The sequence below is a fragment of the Micromonospora sp. NPDC049366 genome (genome assembly GCF_044466625.1).
Taxonomy (GTDB): domain Bacteria; phylum Actinomycetota; class Actinomycetes; order Mycobacteriales; family Micromonosporaceae; genus Micromonospora.
Map to the genome: position 1 here is coordinate 187167 of NZ_JBITMV010000002.1, position 19869 is coordinate 207035.

Annotated in this window: 8 protein-coding genes; 4 read left to right on the plus strand and 4 right to left on the minus strand. The window is 73.2% G+C overall.

All coding sequences use genetic code 11. The features are described 5' to 3' along the window. Nucleotides 1–82 precede the first annotated feature (82 nt). Nucleotides 83–880: an acetoacetate decarboxylase family protein gene (locus ACIBTV_RS04480; protein ID WP_396702314.1), complete on the minus strand. Its 798-nt coding sequence runs from the start codon at nt 878–880 to the stop codon at nt 83–85. Between the two features lie 377 nt (nt 881–1257). On the opposite strand from ACIBTV_RS04480, the gene ACIBTV_RS04485 reads away from it, so the two are divergent. Then, entirely contained in the window at nt 1258–2139 is an 882-nt protein-coding gene (locus ACIBTV_RS04485; protein ID WP_396702316.1) for an SDR family NAD(P)-dependent oxidoreductase, read from the plus strand. Between the two features lie 218 nt (nt 2140–2357). Further along, nucleotides 2358–5144 (plus strand): ATP-binding protein, encoded by a 2787-nt coding sequence (locus tag ACIBTV_RS04490; protein ID WP_396702318.1) that lies wholly within the window; start codon nt 2358–2360, stop codon nt 5142–5144. 40 nt (nt 5145–5184) lie between these two features. Here the strand turns inward: ACIBTV_RS04490 and ACIBTV_RS04495 are convergent, their stop codons facing one another. The 3 genes from ACIBTV_RS04495 to ACIBTV_RS04505 form a co-directional block, all read right to left on the minus strand. Beyond that, a complete protein-coding gene (locus tag ACIBTV_RS04495; RefSeq protein WP_396702319.1) occupies nt 5185–8778 on the minus strand; it encodes a right-handed parallel beta-helix repeat-containing protein in 3594 nt (1197 codons plus the stop codon). A gap of 76 nt (nt 8779–8854) precedes the next feature. After that, nucleotides 8855–9772 (minus strand): ricin-type beta-trefoil lectin domain protein, encoded by a 918-nt coding sequence (locus tag ACIBTV_RS04500; RefSeq protein ID WP_396702866.1) that lies wholly within the window; start codon nt 9770–9772, stop codon nt 8855–8857. Between the two features lie 5 nt (nt 9773–9777). Continuing rightward, on the minus strand, nt 9778–11310 hold the full coding sequence (locus tag ACIBTV_RS04505; RefSeq protein ID WP_396702321.1) for a hypothetical protein: 1533 nt from the start codon (nt 11308–11310) through the stop codon (nt 9778–9780). Nucleotides 11311–11819: 509 nt separating this feature from the next. Here ACIBTV_RS04505 and ACIBTV_RS04510 point away from each other — a divergent pair. Next, the gene (locus ACIBTV_RS04510) at nt 11820–15191 is read left to right on the plus strand and encodes a S8 family serine peptidase (RefSeq protein ID WP_396702323.1); all 3372 of its coding nucleotides are present in this window, start codon (nt 11820–11822) and stop codon (nt 15189–15191) included. 259 nt (nt 15192–15450) lie between these two features. After that, nucleotides 15451–19833, plus strand: coding sequence for a S8 family serine peptidase (locus tag ACIBTV_RS04515; protein ID WP_396702868.1), 4383 nt, complete (start codon nt 15451–15453; stop codon nt 19831–19833). Nucleotides 19834–19869: the final 36 nt, after the last annotated feature.

The following is a 19869-nucleotide window of genomic DNA, read 5'->3' on the forward strand; positions in this document are numbered from 1 at the left end:
GGCGGTGGGTGACGTCCGGCCGCCGAGGGCCCGCGTCCGGTGGTCGGCCCCGGACGTGGGCCCTCGCCAGCGGGTGGGCGGGTCAGGCGGTGTAGTCGATGAGGGTCTTCAGGTCGGTCACCGTGTAGGCGAGGTGGAAGCGGTAGCCGGCACCGGTGCGCTGGATGTTGAGGTCGGCGAGCTCCTCGCCCGCCGCGTCGGGGAAGGACAGCTCGCCCGTGCCGGCCCAGGCCTCGGCGACGGCGAGGTCGTCGAGGACGGCCAGGACCAGTTCGTGCACGGCCGGCTGGTCCTGCCGCTCCTTGGCGAGGCGGGGGAAGTGGCGGAGGTTGACCACCGGTCGGGTCGCGAGGACCCGCGGGTCGGCCACCGGCTGCTGCAGCGTGACCCGGGCCTCCGCGATGCGCCGCCCGGAGGCTGAGGCGGTGGCGCCGAACTGCCCGCCGGCCGCGACGGCCGGGGTGGCGGGTTCGCCGATGGGGTAGGCGCGCGTCTGGTGGACGCTGCCGAGCTTCTTCGGGAAGCCCTGGACCCAGCCGCGGGCCATCGCGGCGTCGTTGTCGACGTAGATGTACGGGCACCACGCCACCGGGGTGTCGTTCCAGCGGGCGTTCAGCGTGATGAAGAACTCGTGGTACTGGGCGCGGGCCGGGTCCAGGTACTCCTTGCCCGTCGAGGAGTACTGCCAGTCGATGAACAGGGCCACACCGTGTCCCGGCGTCTCCGGGTCGAGGACGAGCCCCTCGGGCAGCGTCGCCTCGGCGGCGGCCGGGTCCGCGACGAACTCGACGGCGACCACGGTGCCCGCGTAGTGCCACGGCGGGGCCGGAGCCAGGTTGGCGATGCCGCGTGGGGACAGGGGAACGGTGTAGCCCTGCATGGGTCACTCCTTCGTGGGATCGGGCGGTTCACGACGAGCCGTCCTGGTCGTCGGTGCGAACCGTGGGCCGCGGCCGGAGGACCGGGCGGCACCGACGCCGACAAGTTTGTGACCACCGGGTGGACGACCTCATCTGACAAACAACTGTGGTTCCGACGGTGATCGAGCAGTGCCCGCGTCGACGCCCCGCGCGCCCTGGCGTCGATGGCGGGCATGTCGCTCGGCGGGCCGGGTGGGCGCGAGCGCGAGGAGCCGCCCGCACCCACCCGGCAGGCGTCGCCACCAGGGAGACAGTCATTTGACTCATGCCGCCCGGCGCGGAGCCCCCGATACTCGCGGTTGGGCTGTCATCGGTGCGAGTTGGTGGTGGGGTTCCTATGTCAGAGGTTGTCCTGGTGACCGACGCCGGCGGTGTGCTGGGGGCGGCGGTGGCGCGGGCGCTGGCCGACGGTGGCCGCCGGGTGTTCGCCGGGGTCGACCCGCAGCGCGAGGGGTATCGGGCGGCGCTGGCCGAGCACGCCGAGCACGCGCGGCGGCGCGGGCGGCCCCTCACCGGCGTCGACCTGCCACTGGGGGATCAGCGTGCGGTCGAGAGCGGTGTGGCCGCTGTGGTGGGGCAGGCCGGGCTGCTCGACGTCGTGGTGCATGTGACCGAGTCCGCCGTCGTGGGTCCGGTCGAGTCCTTCACCGTCTACCAGCTCACCCAGATGTTCGACCGGGCCGTCCTGCGGGGGCAGCGGGTGAACCGTGCCGTGCTTCCGCTCCTGCGCGATCAGGGGCGTGGGCGGATCCTCTGGGTCGGCGTACGGCCGGTCACCGAGGGCCGCCCGGACGTCGGACTGGTCGCCGGGTGGAGTGCGTTGAGCGATCGGATCGTGGCCGGCTACGCCAGTGAGCTGGCGCCCCTGGGCGTCGAGGTGTGCGGCGTGACGGCGGAGGTCGACCACGCTCTGTTGCGCCCCGTGCTGCCCGCCGACAGGGGAGTCGCCGAGTCCTATGGCGCCCGGCCGGGAAGCGACGCTCTCTCCGGGGTGGGATGGACCACACCGCCGAGCCGCCCCGGCGGCGCCGGGCCGGAGACGACGGTCCCGGGCCGGGAGGAGGTGGTCGCCGCCGCGATCGCCCGCGCCGTCGCCGGTCTGCTCGGCGGCGACGATCCGCTGCCACGCCACGTCCTGCTCGACCAGCAGGGACGGCCCGCCGACCGGACGCGGACCGCGACCCGCCAGGTGTCCGACTCCGGCCCGGCGGGCGGCTAGGGAACGACCGCCCAGCCGAACCGGCGGCGGTCGTCCCGGGTCGCGCGCCCCTCTCGTGGGACGGTGCCCGAGACCGACGTGACGCGTTGCGGTCATCTGCGGACGCTATGATCCCGCCTCGTGTCGTCGGGCCCGAGAGACGTCTGGGGTGTGGTGCGGGAGGCTGACCCGTGGTCGCGGCGCGCGCAAGGACGGTTGGCGCGGGGGAGAGGCCGAGGGTGAGTGAGGCGGGGCGGCGCGACGTCGACACCGATCTGCTGGGGCGCGACGACGATCTCGCGGTGATCCGCGGCTTCCTCCTGGACGACGCGCCGAACTCCCTGGTGCTCCTCGGCGAGCCAGGGGTCGGCAAGACCGCGCTGATGGCGGCGGCGGCCGCCACCGCGACCGACACCGGGATGCGGGTGATGCGCGCCTCCGGCGTCGAGTTCGAGGCCGACGTCGCCTACGCGGCGCTGCACCAACTGCTGTTTCCGCTGGCCGGGGAGATGGAGCACCTCGACCCCGAGCACCGCGTCGCGCTGCGGGTCGCCCTCGGCTTCGGCACGGGTCCGACGCCGGATCGGCTGCTGGCGTCGCACGCGGCGCTGATGCTGCTGCAGCGCGGGGCCGCCGAGCAGCCCCTGCTGCTGCTCATGGACGACCTGCAGTGGATGGACCGGGCCAGCGCCGATGCCGTCGCGTTCGTCGCCCGCCGGCTGTCCGGCACCCGCGTACGCTTCCTCGGCGCGATCCGGACGGGCAGCTGCGGGGTGTTCGAGAACAGCGGCCTGCGCCGGCACGTGGTGACGCCGCTGCGGGAGACGGCGGCCCGACAACTGCTCGACGCCCGCCACCCCGGGCTGACCCGTACGGTGGCCGACCGGGTCCTCGCCGGGGCGAAAGGTAACCCTCTGGCGTTGCTGGAACTGCCCTCGGCCCTGAGCCGGGGGCAACGTGAAGGGCACGTCGATCTGCCCGCGGTGCTCCCCCTCGGTGATCGGTTGGAGGCGCTGTTCGTCCGCCGGGTGGCGGACCTGCCGCGCCCGACCCGCGAGCTGCTGCTGTTGGCGACGCTGGAGGGCACCGGCGACCTGGGCGTGTTGCAGGCGGCGGCACAGCGGTTGGCCGACCCGCCGGAGCTCGCCGACCTGGCGCCGGCGGAGGCGGACCTCCTCATCTCGGTGGACGAGTCGAGTGGCGTGCTGACGTTTCGTCACCCGCTGACGCGCTCCGGAGTCATTCGAGCTTCGACGAGCACCGACCGTCGGCGCGCCCACACGGCGCTGGCCGCCGCGACCAACCACTCGGAGCGTCGAGCCTGGCATCTGGGGCAGGCGACGGTGGGCACCGACGAGCCGGTCGCCGCCCTGCTGGAGGACGCCGCGCGGCAGAAGGCGACCCGGGGCGACATCCGCGGGGCCGTGGCCGCGCTGATCCGCGCCGCGGAGCTGAGTCCCGCCGCCGGCCGAGCCCGCCGTCTCGCGGAGGCCGCGTACCTCGACGCGCACGCGGCGGGGGACTTCCACAGCGCCGCGCAGCTGCTGGCGTCGGCGCGGCATGCCCAGCCGCACGCGGCGCCGTCGCTGCACGCGGCGGCGGCGACGACCCTCGTGGTCATCAACAACGGCGGCCACCTGGACACCGCCCACCGCTTGCTGGTGCACGCGATCGAGTCCGGTGACCACGGCTTCGACGCGCGTGAGCCGGCCCTGACCGAGGCGCTGCACCTGCTGCTCCTGCTGTGCTTCTTCAGCGGGCGACCCGAAGGGTGGGCGGACTTCGCCCGACTGCTGGCCATGGTCCGGCCGCAACCCGAACACCTGCTGGTGGTGGCCGGCGCCACGGTCCTCGACCCGGGACGCGTCTCGCCGGAGATGATCGAGCACCTGGACACCCTGATCGCCGGCGTCCACCAGGAGACCGATCCATCCCGCATCCTCCGCCTGGGTCTCGCCGCCCAGCACACGGACCGCCACGGCGACATGCGCGACGCCCTGTGGCACGTCATCCGGCAGGGCCGCGACGGCGGCCCCGCCCGACTGCACCTCAGCGCGCTGCTGCAGCTCGCCCGGGACGACTTCAAGATGGGCCTGTGGGCCGAGGCCGACGAGCTCGCCGCCGAAGGGCTGCAGGTGTGCGAGCAGTCGCAGTGCTCCTTCTTCACCTGGTACTTCGAGTACATCCAGGCGCTGCTCGCCGCCGTCCGAGGAGACACCGCCACGGCCATCGAGCTCAGCGAACGGATGATCAGCATGAACGCCGTCCGCGGTGCCCAGACCGCCGTCCGCTGGGGCCACCACGCCCGCACGCTTGCCGAACTCGGCGGCGGCGACTACGAACAGGCATTCCTCGCCGCCGCGCGGATCAGCAAGCCCGGGGAACTGGCCGCACACGTGCAGGTCTCCCTGTGGGCGGCGATCGACCTGGTGGAGGCCGCACTGCGGACCGGACGCCACGCCGAGGCCGTCGCGCACGTGACGACCCTGCAACGGGCCGGCGTGGCACGGATCTCTCCGCTGCACGGGTTCCTCATGGTGGCGCTCGCCGCGATGGTCGAGCCGGACGACGAGCGGGCGCTGACGGCGTACCAACGCGCCGTGAGCGAGGACGGCGCCCACCGGTGGCCCTTCGACCTGGCCCGGGTGCGACTGGCGTACGGGGAGCGGCTGCGCCGTGCCCGCGCCACGAGCGAGGCACGGGGCCCGTTGATCCAGGCCCTCAGGGCGTTCGAGGAGCTGGGCGCCGTGCCGTGGGCGGAACGGGCCCGAATCGAGCTGCGGGCCGCGCGCTGGGTCGGTGACCAGGACGACGCGAACCCGGACGCGGTGCTGACGCCGCAGGAGCGGGAGATCGCACTGCTGGCCGCCTCGGGACTGACGAACCGGCAGATCGGCGAACGACTGTTCATCTCCCACCGCACGGTGGGCGCTCACCTCTACCAGATCTTCCCCAAGCTGGGGATCTCCTCGCGGGCCGCGCTCCGGGACACCCTGGCCGACCTCGACAGCCGTGGGCGGGGCTGACGGCGAAGCCGCCCCGCGGCGACCCGCGTCCGCACCCCGGTCAGGATCCGGTCAGGTCCTGCGGCAGCAGGAAGACGAGGTCTTCCCGGCTGGGTTCGGAGATGCCGCAGACGCGCCCCGACTGGTGGAGGATCAGGTTCTCCAACACCCGCTCGGCGAGGCGGCCGTTGCGTAGCCCCGGCTCCCCGCTCGGTGAGCCGAAGTAGTCGAGCAGCTTCGCCCGGGTCCGCGGGCCCACCTCGTAGCCGGCCGCACCGGCGTGCTGCTCCACGATCGTGGCCAGCTGCTGCGGGCTGTAGTCCGCGAATTGGATCGTGCGGGCGAAGCGCGCGCTCAGGGCCGGACTGGCCTCGAGAAAGGCGGTCATCTCGGCCTGCTGGCCGGCGGCTATCACCACCATGTCGTCGCGGTTGTCGTCGATCAGCCTGACCAGCAGCTCGCGGGCTTCGCGCGCGACATCCGCATGGCCGTGGCCGGGGGAGGCGAGCGCGTACGCCTCATCGATGAAGAGCACCCCGCCGCGCGCCCGCTCGAAGACCTCTCTCATGCGCTGCGCCGTGTGGCCCAGGTACTCGGCGACGAGGTCGGCCCGGCTGACCTCGACGAGGTGCCCGGTGGCGAGCACGTTCAGCGCGGCCAGCACCTGTCCGTAGAGGCGCGCGACGGTCGTCTTTCCAGTGCCAGACGACCCGCAGAAGACGAGGTTGCGGGCCAGCGCCGGCATCGGCAGGCCCGCCTCGGCCCGCCGGTGCGCGATGGTCAGCAGGTTGACGGTGTTGTCGATCTCCCGTTTGGCCTCCGCCAGGCCGACCATGCCCGCGAGCCTGGCGCGCAGCTCGGTGAGCGTGCCGTCCCGGGTGGCGCGGTTGATCCGCCTGCGGCCGGCGACCGGAGGCCGGACGTCCTGGGCGCGAAGGGTGGTCAACTCGTCGGCGGGCAACTCCGCCAGCTGGGACAGCCGCTGGGCCTGCCGGCCGATGGCGTCCTCGAACACCTTCCGTGCCGTCCGGCCGTTGCCGAAGGCGGCGTCGCGCGGCATGCCGGCGAAGTGGTCCCGCAGCGCACCGGTCGCCTCCTCGTCGAGCGTGTAGCGATGGCGTCGGCAGAGGCCCTCGACGATCGTGACCAGCTCGTCGTCGGAGTAGCTCTCGAACTCGATGGTCCTGGTGAACCGGGAGGCGAGGCCCGGGTTGGACGACAGGAACGTCCGCATCTGGGGCGAGTACCCGGCGACCACGACGACGACGTCGTCACGGTGGTCCTCCATGAGCTTGACCAGGGTCTCGATCGCCTCCTGACCGAACGACGGGCCGGTGCCGAGGCTGTCGTCGGTGAGCGCGTACGCCTCGTCGATGAACAGCAGGCCACCCAGCGCCTCCCGGAACTTCTCGGCCGTCTTGATCGCCGTACCGCCGACGATCTGGGCGACGAGGTCCGCGCGGGCCACCTCGACCACGTGGCCCCTGCGCAGGGTGCCCAGGGCGCGCAGGATCTGCCCGTACAGGCGAGCAACCGTGGTCTTGCCGGTGCCGGGTGGGCCGGCGAAGACGAGATGCCGACTCATCGGCGGCGGCGGCAGCCCGGCCGCGGCGCGGCGGGCCGCCAGCAGGTGCAGGTCGACCAGCATGGTGACCTCCTGCTTGACCCCGGTCAGGCCGACCAGGCCGTCGAGTTCGGCCAGCACGCCCGCCAACGCCGGCGCCACCGGGGCCCGGCCGAACTCGCGGACCGGCGGTGGATACTCCGCAACCTCGACGACGCCCGCGGAGGGCGTCTCGTCCGTCTCCGAGTCCCGAGTCGTCCCGACCGGGTCGCGAAGCCGCTCCGGGTCCGCGTCGACCCCGAAGCCCTCCGGCGGATCCGCAAGCTCGTCCGCGGCGGACTCCGAGGGCTCGACCGGCCGGGGCCGCTCGTCGGGCTCGGGGTCGACGACCGACGATGGATCGTCCGCCGGGGCGGCCGGTGCGACGGCCCACTCGTCACCCGCCTCGGCATACCCGACCGGCTCCGGGCGACGCGGCACCTCCGCCCGCCCGATCGCGATCGGACGTTCGTCCGGCCGCGGCGGATCGTCCGGGTGCCCGCCCGTGTCGGGGTGCTCGCCCGCGTCCGCGTCGGGGTGCCCGTCCGTGTCGGGGTGCTCGTCCGTGTCGGGGTGCGTGCCCGTGTCCGCGTCGTGGTCGGCGTCGGCGTCGGCGTTGTCATGGATCGCGAGGTCGGTCACCGCCAGCCCGCTGTCCGCGGCGGCGCGACGGAGGCCCCGGCCGCCGTTGTGGTGCGCCGAACCTCCCTCGACCGATCCGACCGGTTGGCCGTCGACCCGGATGCCGTCCGCGGTGTTCTCGAACACCTCGCAACGGAGGATCCAGGCGGTGGCGGCGTCATCGACCCGGACACCCTGCTCACCGTTCGCGCGGACCGTGCACTCCTCCAACATCACCTCGCCGCCGCTCCTGGCGTACACGCCGTCGCGGCCGGACGCGCCGATGTCACAGCCGCGCAGGACGACCACCGCGCCGTCGTCGGCGACCACCCCTGAGTCTCCGGAGTCGGTCAGGCGGGTACGGACCAGCTCCGGAGCGCCGCCGGCGGAGACGTGCAGGTTCGCGCCGCGCGAGCCGTCCACCGCCGAGTCCTCCCACCGCCCACGCCCGTCGGAGGCGACGGTGATCCCGTGGCTGCGGCTACCGGTCACCGACAGCCGTTGGAAGAGCGGATCGGCGCCGTCGAGCACCGCCAGGCCCGCTGTGCTGTCGGCGATGGTGAGGCCCACGTACGTCCCGGTGGCCTTTCCCGTGACCACGAGGCCGTGGGTGGCCGCCGCGGCGACCGAGGCGTTGACCACGTGCGGGTCCGCCCCGCTGTCCACGACGATGCCGGCCCCGGCCGTGCCGGTGATCCGGCACTCCTCCACGACCGGGCGGGCCTCACCGGTCACCAGGAGCCCGACGTCGTACGTCTGCGCCACGACGCTCGACCGCACCACCGCGTTGCAGGCGCCCTCGACGGCGATCGCCGGACCCGTCACGCGGGTGACGTTGCAGCGTTCCACGGTGAGCCAGGACTGCTCAGTGCCGCAGATGCCGTTGCCGCCGGCGTCGGAGACCACGCTGTTGCGCAGCACCATCGTCGCCGACGCCTGGACGACCACGGCGGAGGTCTGGATCTCGGTGAGACTGCTGTCCCGGACGAGAACGGCGGCCTCATCGACCGCGATGATCCCCGCGCCGCCCGTGTTGCTGATCTGGCAGCCGGTCACCGTCAGGCTCGACGACGCGCGGGCGCAGATCGCGGCACCCGCCGCGGCCTCGATTCGGCACTCCGCGAGGCGTAGCCGACCGCTGGACAGGTCCAGCACGGCGAGGTCCGGGTCGACGCCGGCGAGAGTCAGGCCGTCGAGCACCACGTCCTCCGCCTGCGACACCACGGCGCTGCCGGCGGCCGCCGAGATGACGACCGTGCCCGGGCCGTCCGTGGCGCGGATGGTGCAGGGCGAACGGACGGTCAACGACTCGGGATAGCTACCGGGCTCGACGTCGATGACGGAGCCCGGCTGGGCCGCCTGTAGCGCCGCGCTGATCGTGCGGTGGGCGTCGGTGGCCGTGGCGGACACGGTGAGACGGGGCTGGTTCACAGGACTGCCGTTCGGGGATGTGGTCGGGCGGGCGGAAACAGCGCGGGTCAGCCCGCGGAGGCGTACCCGACTCGGGCTACCGCCAGCTCCACTTCTGGTTGTCCGTGCCCGAACAACTCCACAACTGGACGGCGGCGCCGTTGGCGGTGCTGTTGTCCCGCACGTCGACGCACCTGCCCGACTGTCGGCCGACGATGTCGTGCGCGGAGTTCAGGGCGAACTTCTGCGCCGAGTTGCCGTTGCACTTGGCCACCTGGAGGGTGGTGCCGTCGGCGGTGGCGCCCCACGGCGCGTCCAGGCAGAAGCCACCGGTCCTGATCGTGCCGTCGGAGCCGACGCTCCATTGCTGCTTCGTGGAGCCGTCGCAGGCCCAGATCTGCACCGGTGAGCCGTCCTTCGCGGTGGCCTGGAGGCACTTGCCCGAGTCGTGACTGACGATCGCGCGGCCGCTCGACGCCGGCGGCTTGGTCGTCTGGCCCGCGGAGGGCGCCTGCGTCGTGGCGACCGGCGGTGCGGCCGGTGCGCCTGGCGTCGGCGCCTGCACGGGGCTGCCCGGTGGTGGGGCGGACGTGCCCGGCGGCGGCGCCTGCCCGGGACCGCCCGGCGGCGACATCGGGGCGCCCGGTGACGGTGGGGCCTGGGGTGCGCCGCTGACCGGCGGCGTGCTCTGCGGTGCGCCCGGCGTGCTTGAGGCCGAGCTGCCCGACGGATCCATCTGGCCGGGCGCGCCGGATGGCGGGTTGCCACCCCGGGGGAGTTCCTCCGACGCCCTTCCCGGCATCGCTGCCCGGTCACCGTCGACGGAGCCGCCGTGGGGCAGGAACGGCAGCACGAGGAGGGGGACGACGGCCAGGCCGACCGCGGCGAGAGCCTTGCCCTGCCACCGGTGCAGGCTGAACCGCCCTGGCGTGCCGCCGCGCAACCCGGCCGTCAGGTACGGGCGCGGAAGGGCGTCCGGCAGGTCGCGGCGCTCGCGCGCGCTGTCGGTGGGCATGTCGGTCACAGCTGGTCCTCGGTCCGGTCACGGTCGGTCGCGCGGGACCTGATCGTCCCGGCGGTGGTCGGCGGGGCGGCGACGTGACCCGGGTGGCCGGCCGTCGCCGACGCCGGGGCGCCCGCTGGCTCAGCCGACGTTGACGTAGCCGGTCGCTCAGCCGACGCCGAGGCGGCGGGTAGCTCAGCCGGCGTCAGCGGTGGCCGTGGCGCGAGAAGCGGTTGGACGACGGGCAGGGCGCCGCGAGCCGCGGCGGCCGGGGCGGTCGGAGCGGTCGGGGCGGCCGGGACCGGTCGCGTGGGAGAAGCGGGCGAGACGGCCGGAGCCGGCCGCCGGACCGCGCGGTTGACTCCCGCGCCCGGCGTCGGCGCGCTGGGCGCGACCGGTGTCGGGAGCTGTGCGAAGCGCAGGCTGCCACGGACGTCGGCGGGCAGGCGTTCGGCGAGCCGGCGAGCGACGTCGAGCGGCTCGGTGCCGGACGCGGAGACGACGAACTCGTTGCCGCCGGCCGGCGCTGGGCGCAGCCGTACCTCGTCCGGGGCGGAGGTGCCGGCCTCGCGCAGCCAGTACCCACTGCGCACCACCTCGAGGACCCACCGCTCGTCGATCTTCACGACCGGTGAGCCCGTCTCGACGCGCTGGCTGACCGGGCTGATCCAGGACTCGACGCGGGGCGCAGGGTCGTTGGTGACGTAGGACATCGTTTGCGAGGCGGACCTCACGCCGATCCCGCCGTCCCGGTTGACCGGTACGTAGCACCTCGCGCCCCGCACCCGGACGGGCAGCCCCGCGGTGCGTCGTACGGTGACGTGCAGCTCGGTGCTGGCGTGGGTGGCGACCTCGTCGAGCAGAGCGTCCCACGGCCCGTACGGCATCAGCGTCAGCTGGTTGAGGGTCTTCTCGGGCAGCTGGGACAGCCACCGGTAGAGCCGCCGCGCCGACGGTGGCCTGCGGTCCGGCTGACCGACGAGGACCACCACCTGCTCGTCGTCGACCTCGATCGCGAAGGCGGGATCGTCGTGGGCGCCGGACGCGAAAAGGGTCCGGGTCACCCAGTAGCCCGCCGGCACGTTCCGAGCTGACAGCCCGCCGTACCGCCACCCCGCCCGGCCGGGCAGCGGCGTCTGCCACGACGGGGTGGGGTGGCGAGGCTGGTCGAGGGACTTGGCGGCCTTGCCCGGCCGGTGGATGCGCCACGCCCCCAGGCCGGAGCGGGTGGAAACGAACAGGGCCCCCGGCGCGACCAGCATGGTCGGTCCGGCCGGCGCGACGACCTCGATTCCGGCCTGGTCGGCGAGTCGTTGCGCGGCGGCGACGGTACGGCTTCCGGCCGCGGCGAGCCGGATCGACGTGGGGTCTCGCAACTCGGTGCGCACGACCTCGGCGACGAGTTCGGTCGGGATCGGTTCGTCGCCGGCCAGCAGCACCGTGTGCCGATCACGTTCGCGGGGCAGCGCCGCCACGAGGTCGCCGGGTAGCCGGTCGTCCGCCCCGATCACCAGGGTGCTGCCGTACCACCGTGTTCGTGTGTCACCCACGTCAAAGGCCTCCTCCGGAAGGGGGGTCCCGGTGCGGCCGCCCCGGGCGGGTTGAACCCGGCGGGCGTCACCTTCGCGGGCTGGTCCTTGACGGCTGTCCGACCTGTCACCGCGAGCAGGCAGGAACAGCGGGTGGATGTCGCTCGCGTCCGCCTCCGGTCTGCTGGTGGCCACGCCGCCACACCACGACCGGAGCATAGCGACGATCTTGCGGGGGAGAACGTCGGGGCCGAGTGTGAACGACCGGGGCGGTTTGCGTGACCGGAAGGTTGCCGCCGGCTGAATGTCAGGTGCGACCGGATGTCCCGCCCGGCGGCGATGCGACACGAAACTGTGCCGCTCGGGAAATGATCAGGAAACGCGGTGCCGCGAGGGTGCGGAGGCGGTGGCAGGCGTTGCCGGCAGACGGGTGACGGCCTCCCGCAGAGCCCCGGTCCCGCTCCGGCAGCACTTATGATCTTGCCCCGCGCGCGCTGAGCGCGTGCCTTCATCATCTACAAGGGAGCAGGATGCTCAGGAAAACGCGGTGGCTGCTGGCCATCGCCGTCACGGCGACGGCGCTCGGCGTCGTGCCGAGCGGCCCGGCCACAGCCGACCCCGGCGACGCCCCGGCGGGCGCGTCCGACCACCCCACCGGCGGCACGACCCACACCGTCACCCTCCTGACCGGAGACGTCGTGACGGTCCAGGACACCGGCAAGGGATGCCCGACGGCGACCGTGCGGCCCGCGCAGCCGGACGCCGTCATCCGGCAGACCTGCGGACCGGACGGCCACCTGCACGTCATCCCCGCGCAGGTCGCGGCCAAGGTCGGCGGTCTCCTCGACCCCGACCTGTTCGACGTCAGCGCCCTCATCGCCGACGGCTACGACGACGAGACCAGCGACGCGCTGCCCGTCATCGTGCGGTCGGCCACGCAGAACGCCCGCGTCACCGGCCTCGACGACGTGCTCGCGTTGCCGAGCATCAACGCGGTGGCCGGCCACGTACCCAAGAAGACCGGAGCCACCGCGAAGAAAGCCGCCGACTCGCTGCTCGCCGGCGCGACGAAGGTCTGGCTCGACCGCAAGGTCCGCGCGACCGCGCTGACCGGCGGTGGCCACGGCGCGGCTTCCAGCCGCGACCTCGACCGGAACCTGGGCCAGATCGCCGCGCCGGAGGCGTGGAAGGCCGGCTACACCGGCAAGGGCGTCCGGGTCGCGGTCCTCGACTCCGGCGCCGACTTCACCCACCCCGACCTGGTCGGCCGGGTGGTCGACCGGGCCGACTTCACCGTCGAGGGCGGTGACGCCGTCGACCACATGGGCCACGGCACACACGTCGCGTCGACCATCGCGGGCTCCGGCGCCGCCGCCGACGGCCAGCGCCGCGGCGTCGCACCGGACGCCCGCCTCGTGATCGGCAAGGTTCTCGACGACCACGGCTACGGCGACGACTCCGGCATCATCGTCGGCATGGAGTGGGCCGCCTCCCGCGCGGACGTCATCAACATGAGCCTCGGCGGTGAAGACGGTGACGACGGCAACGACCCGCTGTCGCTCGCCGTCGACGAGCTGAGCAAGTCCAGCGGCGCGCTGTTCGTCATCTCCGCCGGCAACAGCGGTGGCGCCATCTCCTCGCCCGGCTCCGCCGCGACCGCCCTCACCGTCGGCGCGGTCGACGGTGACGACGAGCTCGCGTACTTCTCCAGCCGTGGGCCGCTGGTCGGCGGCAGCGTGGCGAAGCCCGAGCTCGTCGCACCGGGCGTCGACATCATCGCCGCCCGCGCCGCCGGGACGAACCTGCAGGACCCGATCGACCAGTACTACGAGGTCTCCACCGGCACCTCGATGGCCGCCCCGCACGTGGCCGGCGCCGCCGCCCTGCTCGCGCAGCGGCACCCGGACTGGACGGGTGCGCAGCTCAAGGCCGCCCTCGTCGGCGCCGCCGACCCGCTGGCGGACAACGACCCGTACACCGTCGGCGCGGGACGGCTCAACGCCGTACGGGCCCTCGACGGCCCGGTCAGCAACCAGCCGGTGGTCAACCTCGGCACCTTCGCCTACCCGCAGTCCGGCGCCAGCGAGACGACGCTGACCTGGAGCGGCGACAAGACGCCGGCGACCGTCAACCTCGATCTCGACGTGACCGTCACCGCCCACGACGGCGCCCCGGCACCGCGCGACGCGGCGTCGCTGTCGTCGTCCCGGCTGGCACTCAAGCGCGGCGGCCCGGCCGGCGTGACGCTGCGGCTCAACCGCCCGGCCCTGGCCGACCATCCCGGTTACTACGTGGCCACCGTCACCGCCCGCACCGGACGCACGCTGGTCTCTACCACGCCGGTGAGCTTCTACGTCGAGCCTCCCAGCTACGACGTGACGATCCACACCAAGCCCATACCGGCGGTGCGGGAGGACGCGGACAATTCGGTCTTCGTCGAGGTGACCAACCTCAGCGATCCGCTGATCTACGCCGGCATGGTTAGCGGCGCGCAGGGCGAAACCCTCACGGTGCGGGTGCCGGCCGGGCGGTACGCGATCATCGGCGCGTACATCTCGTTCTACGGCGGCTGGACCACCGAGCAGCAGGCGACGGTCGTCGGCAGCACCGACATCACGGTGACGGGCGCCCGCAGCCTGACCCTCGACCCGGCACGGGCCCGGCCCGTGACCGCGAAGGTCGACGGCGTCTCCGCCAACCCCTTCCAGGTCGACTTCACCATGCTCCGGAGCGCCGCCAACGGCTTCTCGTGGCTGAGTCAGGTCAACGGCGTCGGCCCCGCGGCGAAGGTGTCGGTGGGGGAGCTGCCCCAGCCCGGCATCGGCTCCCAGCGTGCCTGGTCCGCCGTCAGCCTGGAGTCGCCGGCCGCGGCAACCACCCCGTACCACTACTACCTGGTGCACGAGTACCCGAAGGGCGTGCCGGCCGACCCGGCGTTCCGGATCACCGCGGCCGAGCGGGCCAAGCTGGCCCGGATCGACGAGCGGTTCCACCAGGTCGACCTGGAGTCGATGGAGACCCAGCTCCTGCGCGGCGGGTACACCGCGGACGGGATCCCGGTGGCGCAGACCTCCGAGGGCGGCCTGACGGGGAACCGCACCGACTACCTCTCGCCCGATGTCGTCTGGCGCGACCACGGCACGTACGGCGGCACGCCGGCCCACGAGCCGCCGCGCACCTACGTGCCGGGCAGCCAGCAGACCAAGATCTGGGCGCGTCAGCCACTGCACCCCGGCTGGTCCGACAACCCGGCCGGCACCGGCTACGGGTGCGTGAAAAATCCGACCGCTCCGTCGCGGACGCGCGGCAACCTGCACGTCGACCTCGTCACGTTCATCGACCAGCACGACCGCGTCGACTGCCTCCGGGGGCCGCTGATCGGGGTGACCCGCGATCTGGCCCTCTACCGCGACGGCAAGCTGGTCGCCAAGGGCAGCGGCCCGTACGCGGACCTCGGTGTGCCTCGGCAGGCGGCCGACTACCGGCTGACCTACGACGTCGACGCGAGCCTGCTGCTGCCCGTCTCCTCCCGGACCAGCACCACCTGGACGTTCCGGTCCGCCGGCCCGGAGGGGACCGGAAGCGTGCCGTTGCCGCTGCTCGCGCTTGACTACGTGCTGCCGCTGGACCTCGCCAACCACCCCGCGGGTGGCACGGCGGAGTTCACCGTCCGGCAGTCCCGGGACCTGCCCGCGCAGAAGGTGACCACGTTCCAGGTCTGGACCTCCACCGACGACGGTGGCACGTGGCAGACGGCCCGGGTCACCCGCAGCGGGGACAGCTACCGGATCGAGCTGCCCAAGGTGAAGACCGGGAAGGCGGTCTCGCTCCGGGTGAAGGCCGAGGGCAACGCCGGTAGCGGCATCGATCAGACGATCATCCGGGCGTACCAGGCCGGCTGACCGTCGCGCCCGGTGCGGCCGGCTCGACAGCCGGCCGCACCGGGCCCATCGGCACCCGCATCGTGCCGGCGCTCCTCCCCGCCACAAGATCACGATTTCGACGTCGGATGAACCGAGAACGTCCGGCGCTCGACGTGGAGGTGGCAACTCGCGTGCTCCACGGCGCTTCCGCACGACCGGGGAGCGCCGTGGCGCGGATACCGGTGCCCCGATCAGTGGGGCGCCGGTCGAACTGGAGGAACGCTTGTCAGCACGACACATGCGCTCGGCGTCCGGTAGACGGAGGACACGGCCCGCGCTCGTCCTCGCGACGGTCGCCCTGCTCGGCCTCGTCGCACAACCGGCGGCCGCGCACGCCGCACCGTCATCGGCCACGGTGGACGCCCAGGTCACCACGGCGGTGGCCACCGAGGGCGCCAACACCACCTTCCTGGTCTACCTCAAGGAGCGGGCGCACCTGGACCAGGCGGCGAGGGTCCGCGGTGCCGACGCCCGGGCCGCCGCGGTGCACCACCAGCTCAGGGACACCGCCGATCGCGCCCAGGCGGGCCTACGCGACCTGCTGCGCACCAAGCGAGCCGCGTACACCTCGTACTGGATCGCGAACGCCGTCCAGGTGACCGGCGACCGCGCGCTGCTCGACACGATCGCCGCTCGCCCCGAGGTCGCGAGGATCGAGCCGGTACGCCAGTACCCGGTGGTCACGCCGAAGCCCGGCACGAACGCCGCCACGGTCGCCACGGCCGCGCCCGAGTGGGGCGTCACGAACATCGGGGCGGACCGGGTCTGGGACGAGTTCGCCGACCGGGGCGAGGGCATCGTCGTCGCCAACATCGACGGCGGGGTCCAGTACGACCACCCCGCACTGGTCGACACGTACCGGGGCAACAACGGTGACGGCACCTTCACCCACGACTACAACTGGTTCGACCCGTCCGGGGTCTGCGGCGCCGACACGCCCTGCGACACCGCCGGCCACGGCACCCACACCATGGGGACGATGGTCGGCGATGGTGGCGCCGGCAACCAGGTCGGCGTCGCCCCCCGCGCGACGTGGATCGCGGCGAAGGCCTGCGAGCGGGCCTTCTGCTCGAACAGCTCGCTGATGCTCGCCGGTCAGTGGATGCTCGCACCGACCGACCGCAACGGCCAGAACCCGCGGCCCGACCTGCGGCCCGACATCGTCAACAACTCCTGGGGCGGGGGCCAGGGCGACCTGTGGTACCAGCAGGTGGTCGACGCCTGGCGCGCGGCCGGCATCTTCGCCGCGTTCGCCGCGGGCAACGAGGGCCCGGACTGCAACACCGCCGACTCACCGGGCGACTACCCGACGTCGTACGCCGTCGGCGGCTACAACGTCGCCAACCAGGTCTACGAGTACTCCAGCCGGGGCAGCTCCGGGGCGGACGGCGGCATCAAGCCGAACATCTCCGCGCCGGGTGAGAACGTCCGGTCCACCTGGCCCGGCAGCGGCTACCAGACGATCAGCGGCACCTCGATGGCCACGCCGCACGTCTCCGCGACGGTGGCACTGATCTGGTCCGCGGCGCCGAGCCTGCGCGGTGACGTCGCCGCGACCGAGAAGCTGCTCAACGAGACCGCCACGGACGTCGACGCGACCGAGTGCGGCGGCACCCCCGCCAACAACAACGTCTTCGGCGAGGGGCGGCTGAACGCGTACCAGGCCGTGTTGAAGGCGCCCCGGGGCGCCGTCGGTCGGGTCGGTGGCACCGTCACCGACGCCGCCACCGGTGCGCCCCTGGCCGGCGTCACGGTCACGGCCGGCGACCTGCGCGCGACGACCGGCGACGATGGCGGCTACGCGCTCGCCCTGCCGCCCGGCACGCACACGGTCACCGCCACCGCGTACGGCTATGCGACCCGGACCGCGACGGTGACCGTCGTCGCCGGCGGCTCCTACACCGCGAACCTCGCGTTGGCGCCGCTGCCGATGGTCACGGTCTCCGGAAAGGTCACCGACGGCTCCGGCCACGGTTGGCCGCTCTACGCCACGATCGAGGTCGGTGGCCGCCCCGGCGGGCCGGTCTTCACCGACCCGATCACCGGCAAGTACTCGTTCACGGTGCCGGCCGACAGCACGTACACCGTCGGCACGACCGCGCGCTACCCCGGTTACCGGAAGGTCGTCAGCACGCTGCGGGTGGCGGGTGAGGCCAAGACGTTCAACGTCAAGGTCCCGGTCGACCACGGCTGCACCGCGGCGGGCTACTCCGGCAGCTTCTCCGCGCCACTGGCGGGCACCGAGACCTTCGACGGGGCCACCGTCCCGGCGGGCTGGTCGGTACGCGACCGCACCACGTCCGCGGCCTGGTCCTTCGACGACCCCGGCCACCGGGGCAACAACACCGGCGGCAGCGGCAACTTCGCCGTCGCCGACAGCATCCGGCAGGGCAGCGAGCCGCAGGACTCCGACCTCGTCTCCCGGCCGTACGACCTCAGCGGCACCCGCGCCCCCTACCTGCGGTTCAACAGTGACCTGCTGGCCACCAGCCCGGAGGACATGGGCGACGTCGACCTCTCGCTCGACGGCGGCACCAGCTGGCAGAACGTCTGGCACGGCGACGACTACCGCACGGGCCCGAGGCAGGAGGTGGTCCCGCTGGAGGCCGCCGCGGGCGCGGCGAACGTCCTGGTGCGGTTCCGCTACCAGGGCTACTACGGCTGGTGGTGGGGAGTGGACAACGTCGAGGTCGTCGACCGGGTCTGCGTGCCGACGCCGGCCGGACTGGTCGCGGGCTTCGTCACGGACAAGAACACCGGCGCCGGACTCACCGGCGTCACCGTCGCCAGTCCGGACGGCCCGCAGGAGCGGGCGGTCACCGTGGCGACGCCGGAGGACCCGAACATCGGTGACGGGTTGTACTGGCTCACGTCGACCCTCACCGGAACCCACCCGTTCGAGGCCGCCAAGCGGCCCTACCAGGCGGTGGCCAAGGACGTCGCGGTCGCGGCCGACAAGACGACCAGGGCGAACATCGCCCTGACGGCGGGACGGGTCACCGTCAACCAGACCGGCATCGAGGTCAACCAGCCGTACGGCGGCACGCGGTCCACCACCGTGACGGTCAAGAACACCGGCAGCGCCCCTGCCACCGTCGAGGTGCTGAAGCGGACCAGCCAACTCGACGCGCTCGCCGCGCGGAAGAGGACGCCACTGATCGAGCAGCGGGTCGCGGGTGTGACCAACGCCCGCACCGGCGTCGCCACCGTCGCAGCTGAGGTCTCGGCTGCGGCCGGTCAGCCGTCGGGCGGTGACCCGGCGTGGAGCAGGATCGCCAACACCCCGGCGCCGATCTACGACAACGCCGCCGTCACCTTCGGTGGCAAGGTCTACTCCCTGGGTGGACAGGGCGCCGAGCGGTCGCTCTGGCGCTACGACCCCGACACCGACGTCTGGAGTGCGCTGGCCGAGATGCCCAGGGGCCGGATCCAGCCGTCGGCGGCGGTGGTGAACGGCAAGATCTACGTGCTCGGTGGCTGGTCCGCCACGGGCGCCCCGATCCCGGCCGTGGACGTCTACGACCCGAAGGCGGGCACGTGGAGCACCCTGGTCGGCGTGATGAGCCCGGCGCCCCGTGCCGCGGCCGGCACGGCGGTCGTCGGCGGCAGGATCGTCCTGGTCGGCGGCTGCGTCGACAGTGACTGCGCCGAGTCGGACGATGTGCTGGTCTTCGACCCGAGCAGCCGCACGTTCAGCACCCGGGCCCGCTACCCGGTGCCCGTGTCGTTCATCGCGTGCGGCGGCATCGGCACCGGTGTCTACTGTGCCGGTGGCACCAACGGGCAGACCCTGCGCAGCACCTACGGGTACGACCCGGCCGTGGACGCCTGGACCCAACTGCCCGACCTGCCCGTCGAGGTGTGGGGCGCGCAGACCGCCGTGGCGGGTGGAGCACTGATCGTGTCCGGTGGGCTCACCACCGACTCGACCAGCGTCACCAACCGGACGGTGGCCTACGACCCCGGCGCCCGGGTCTGGAGGCAGCTACCCAACGCGCAGGTCGCCGCGTTCCGTGGCGCCATGGCGTGCGGGCTGTACAAGATCGGTGGTGTCCGGCCCGCCGGCAGGCTCAGCGACGCCGAGCACCTGGGCGGATTCGGCGGCTGCGACACGGCGGACGCCCCGTGGCTCACGACGACGCCCGCGGCCTTCACCCTGGCGGCGGGGGAGTCGAAGAAGATCACCGTCACCGTGACGGCCACGCCCGAGGTCGGCATCAGCCAACCCGGCACCTACCGGGCCGAGTTCGGGCTCCTGACCGACACCCCGTATCCGGTGTCGAATGTCGACGTCACCGTCGGTGTCGCGGCCCCCGCGGACTGGGGGAAGATCCAGGGCACCGTCACCGGTCAGACCTGCGCCGGGCAGCGGCTCCCGCTGGCGGCCAACGTCCGCCTCAACCTCGCCGGGACGGGCGGCGACACCGGCTACACGGTGCAGGCGGACAGCCAGGGACGCTACGTCCACTGGCTCCCGGCCGGGACGTACCAGACGGTGGTCAGCAGGGACGGCTGGACCGCCACCGTCAAGCGGAGGACGGTCGAGGCGGGGATCACGCTGACGTACGACGTCACCCTGCAACCCGCGACGTCGTGCGGTAGTCGGGTGGGCGGGATCTGACCGGACGGTCACCTGACGGCGATGGCCGCCGGCCCC

Bases quoted from the DNA above. Each gene is read 5' to 3' on its own strand.
- ACIBTV_RS04485 (WP_396702316.1), top strand. From the start codon at position 1,258: ATGTCAGAGGTTGTCCTGGTGACCGACGCCGGCGGTGTGCTGGGGGCG.
- ACIBTV_RS04510 (WP_396702323.1), top strand. From the start codon at position 11,820: ATGCTCAGGAAAACGCGGTGGCTGCTGGCCATCGCCGTCACGGCGACG.
- ACIBTV_RS04515 (WP_396702868.1), top strand. From the start codon at position 15,451: ATGCGCTCGGCGTCCGGTAGACGGAGGACACGGCCCGCGCTCGTCCTC.
- ACIBTV_RS04480 (WP_396702314.1), bottom strand. From the start codon at position 880: ATGCAGGGCTACACCGTTCCCCTGTCCCCACGCGGCATCGCCAACCTG.
- ACIBTV_RS04500 (WP_396702866.1), bottom strand. From the start codon at position 9,772: ATGCCCACCGACAGCGCGCGCGAGCGCCGCGACCTGCCGGACGCCCTT.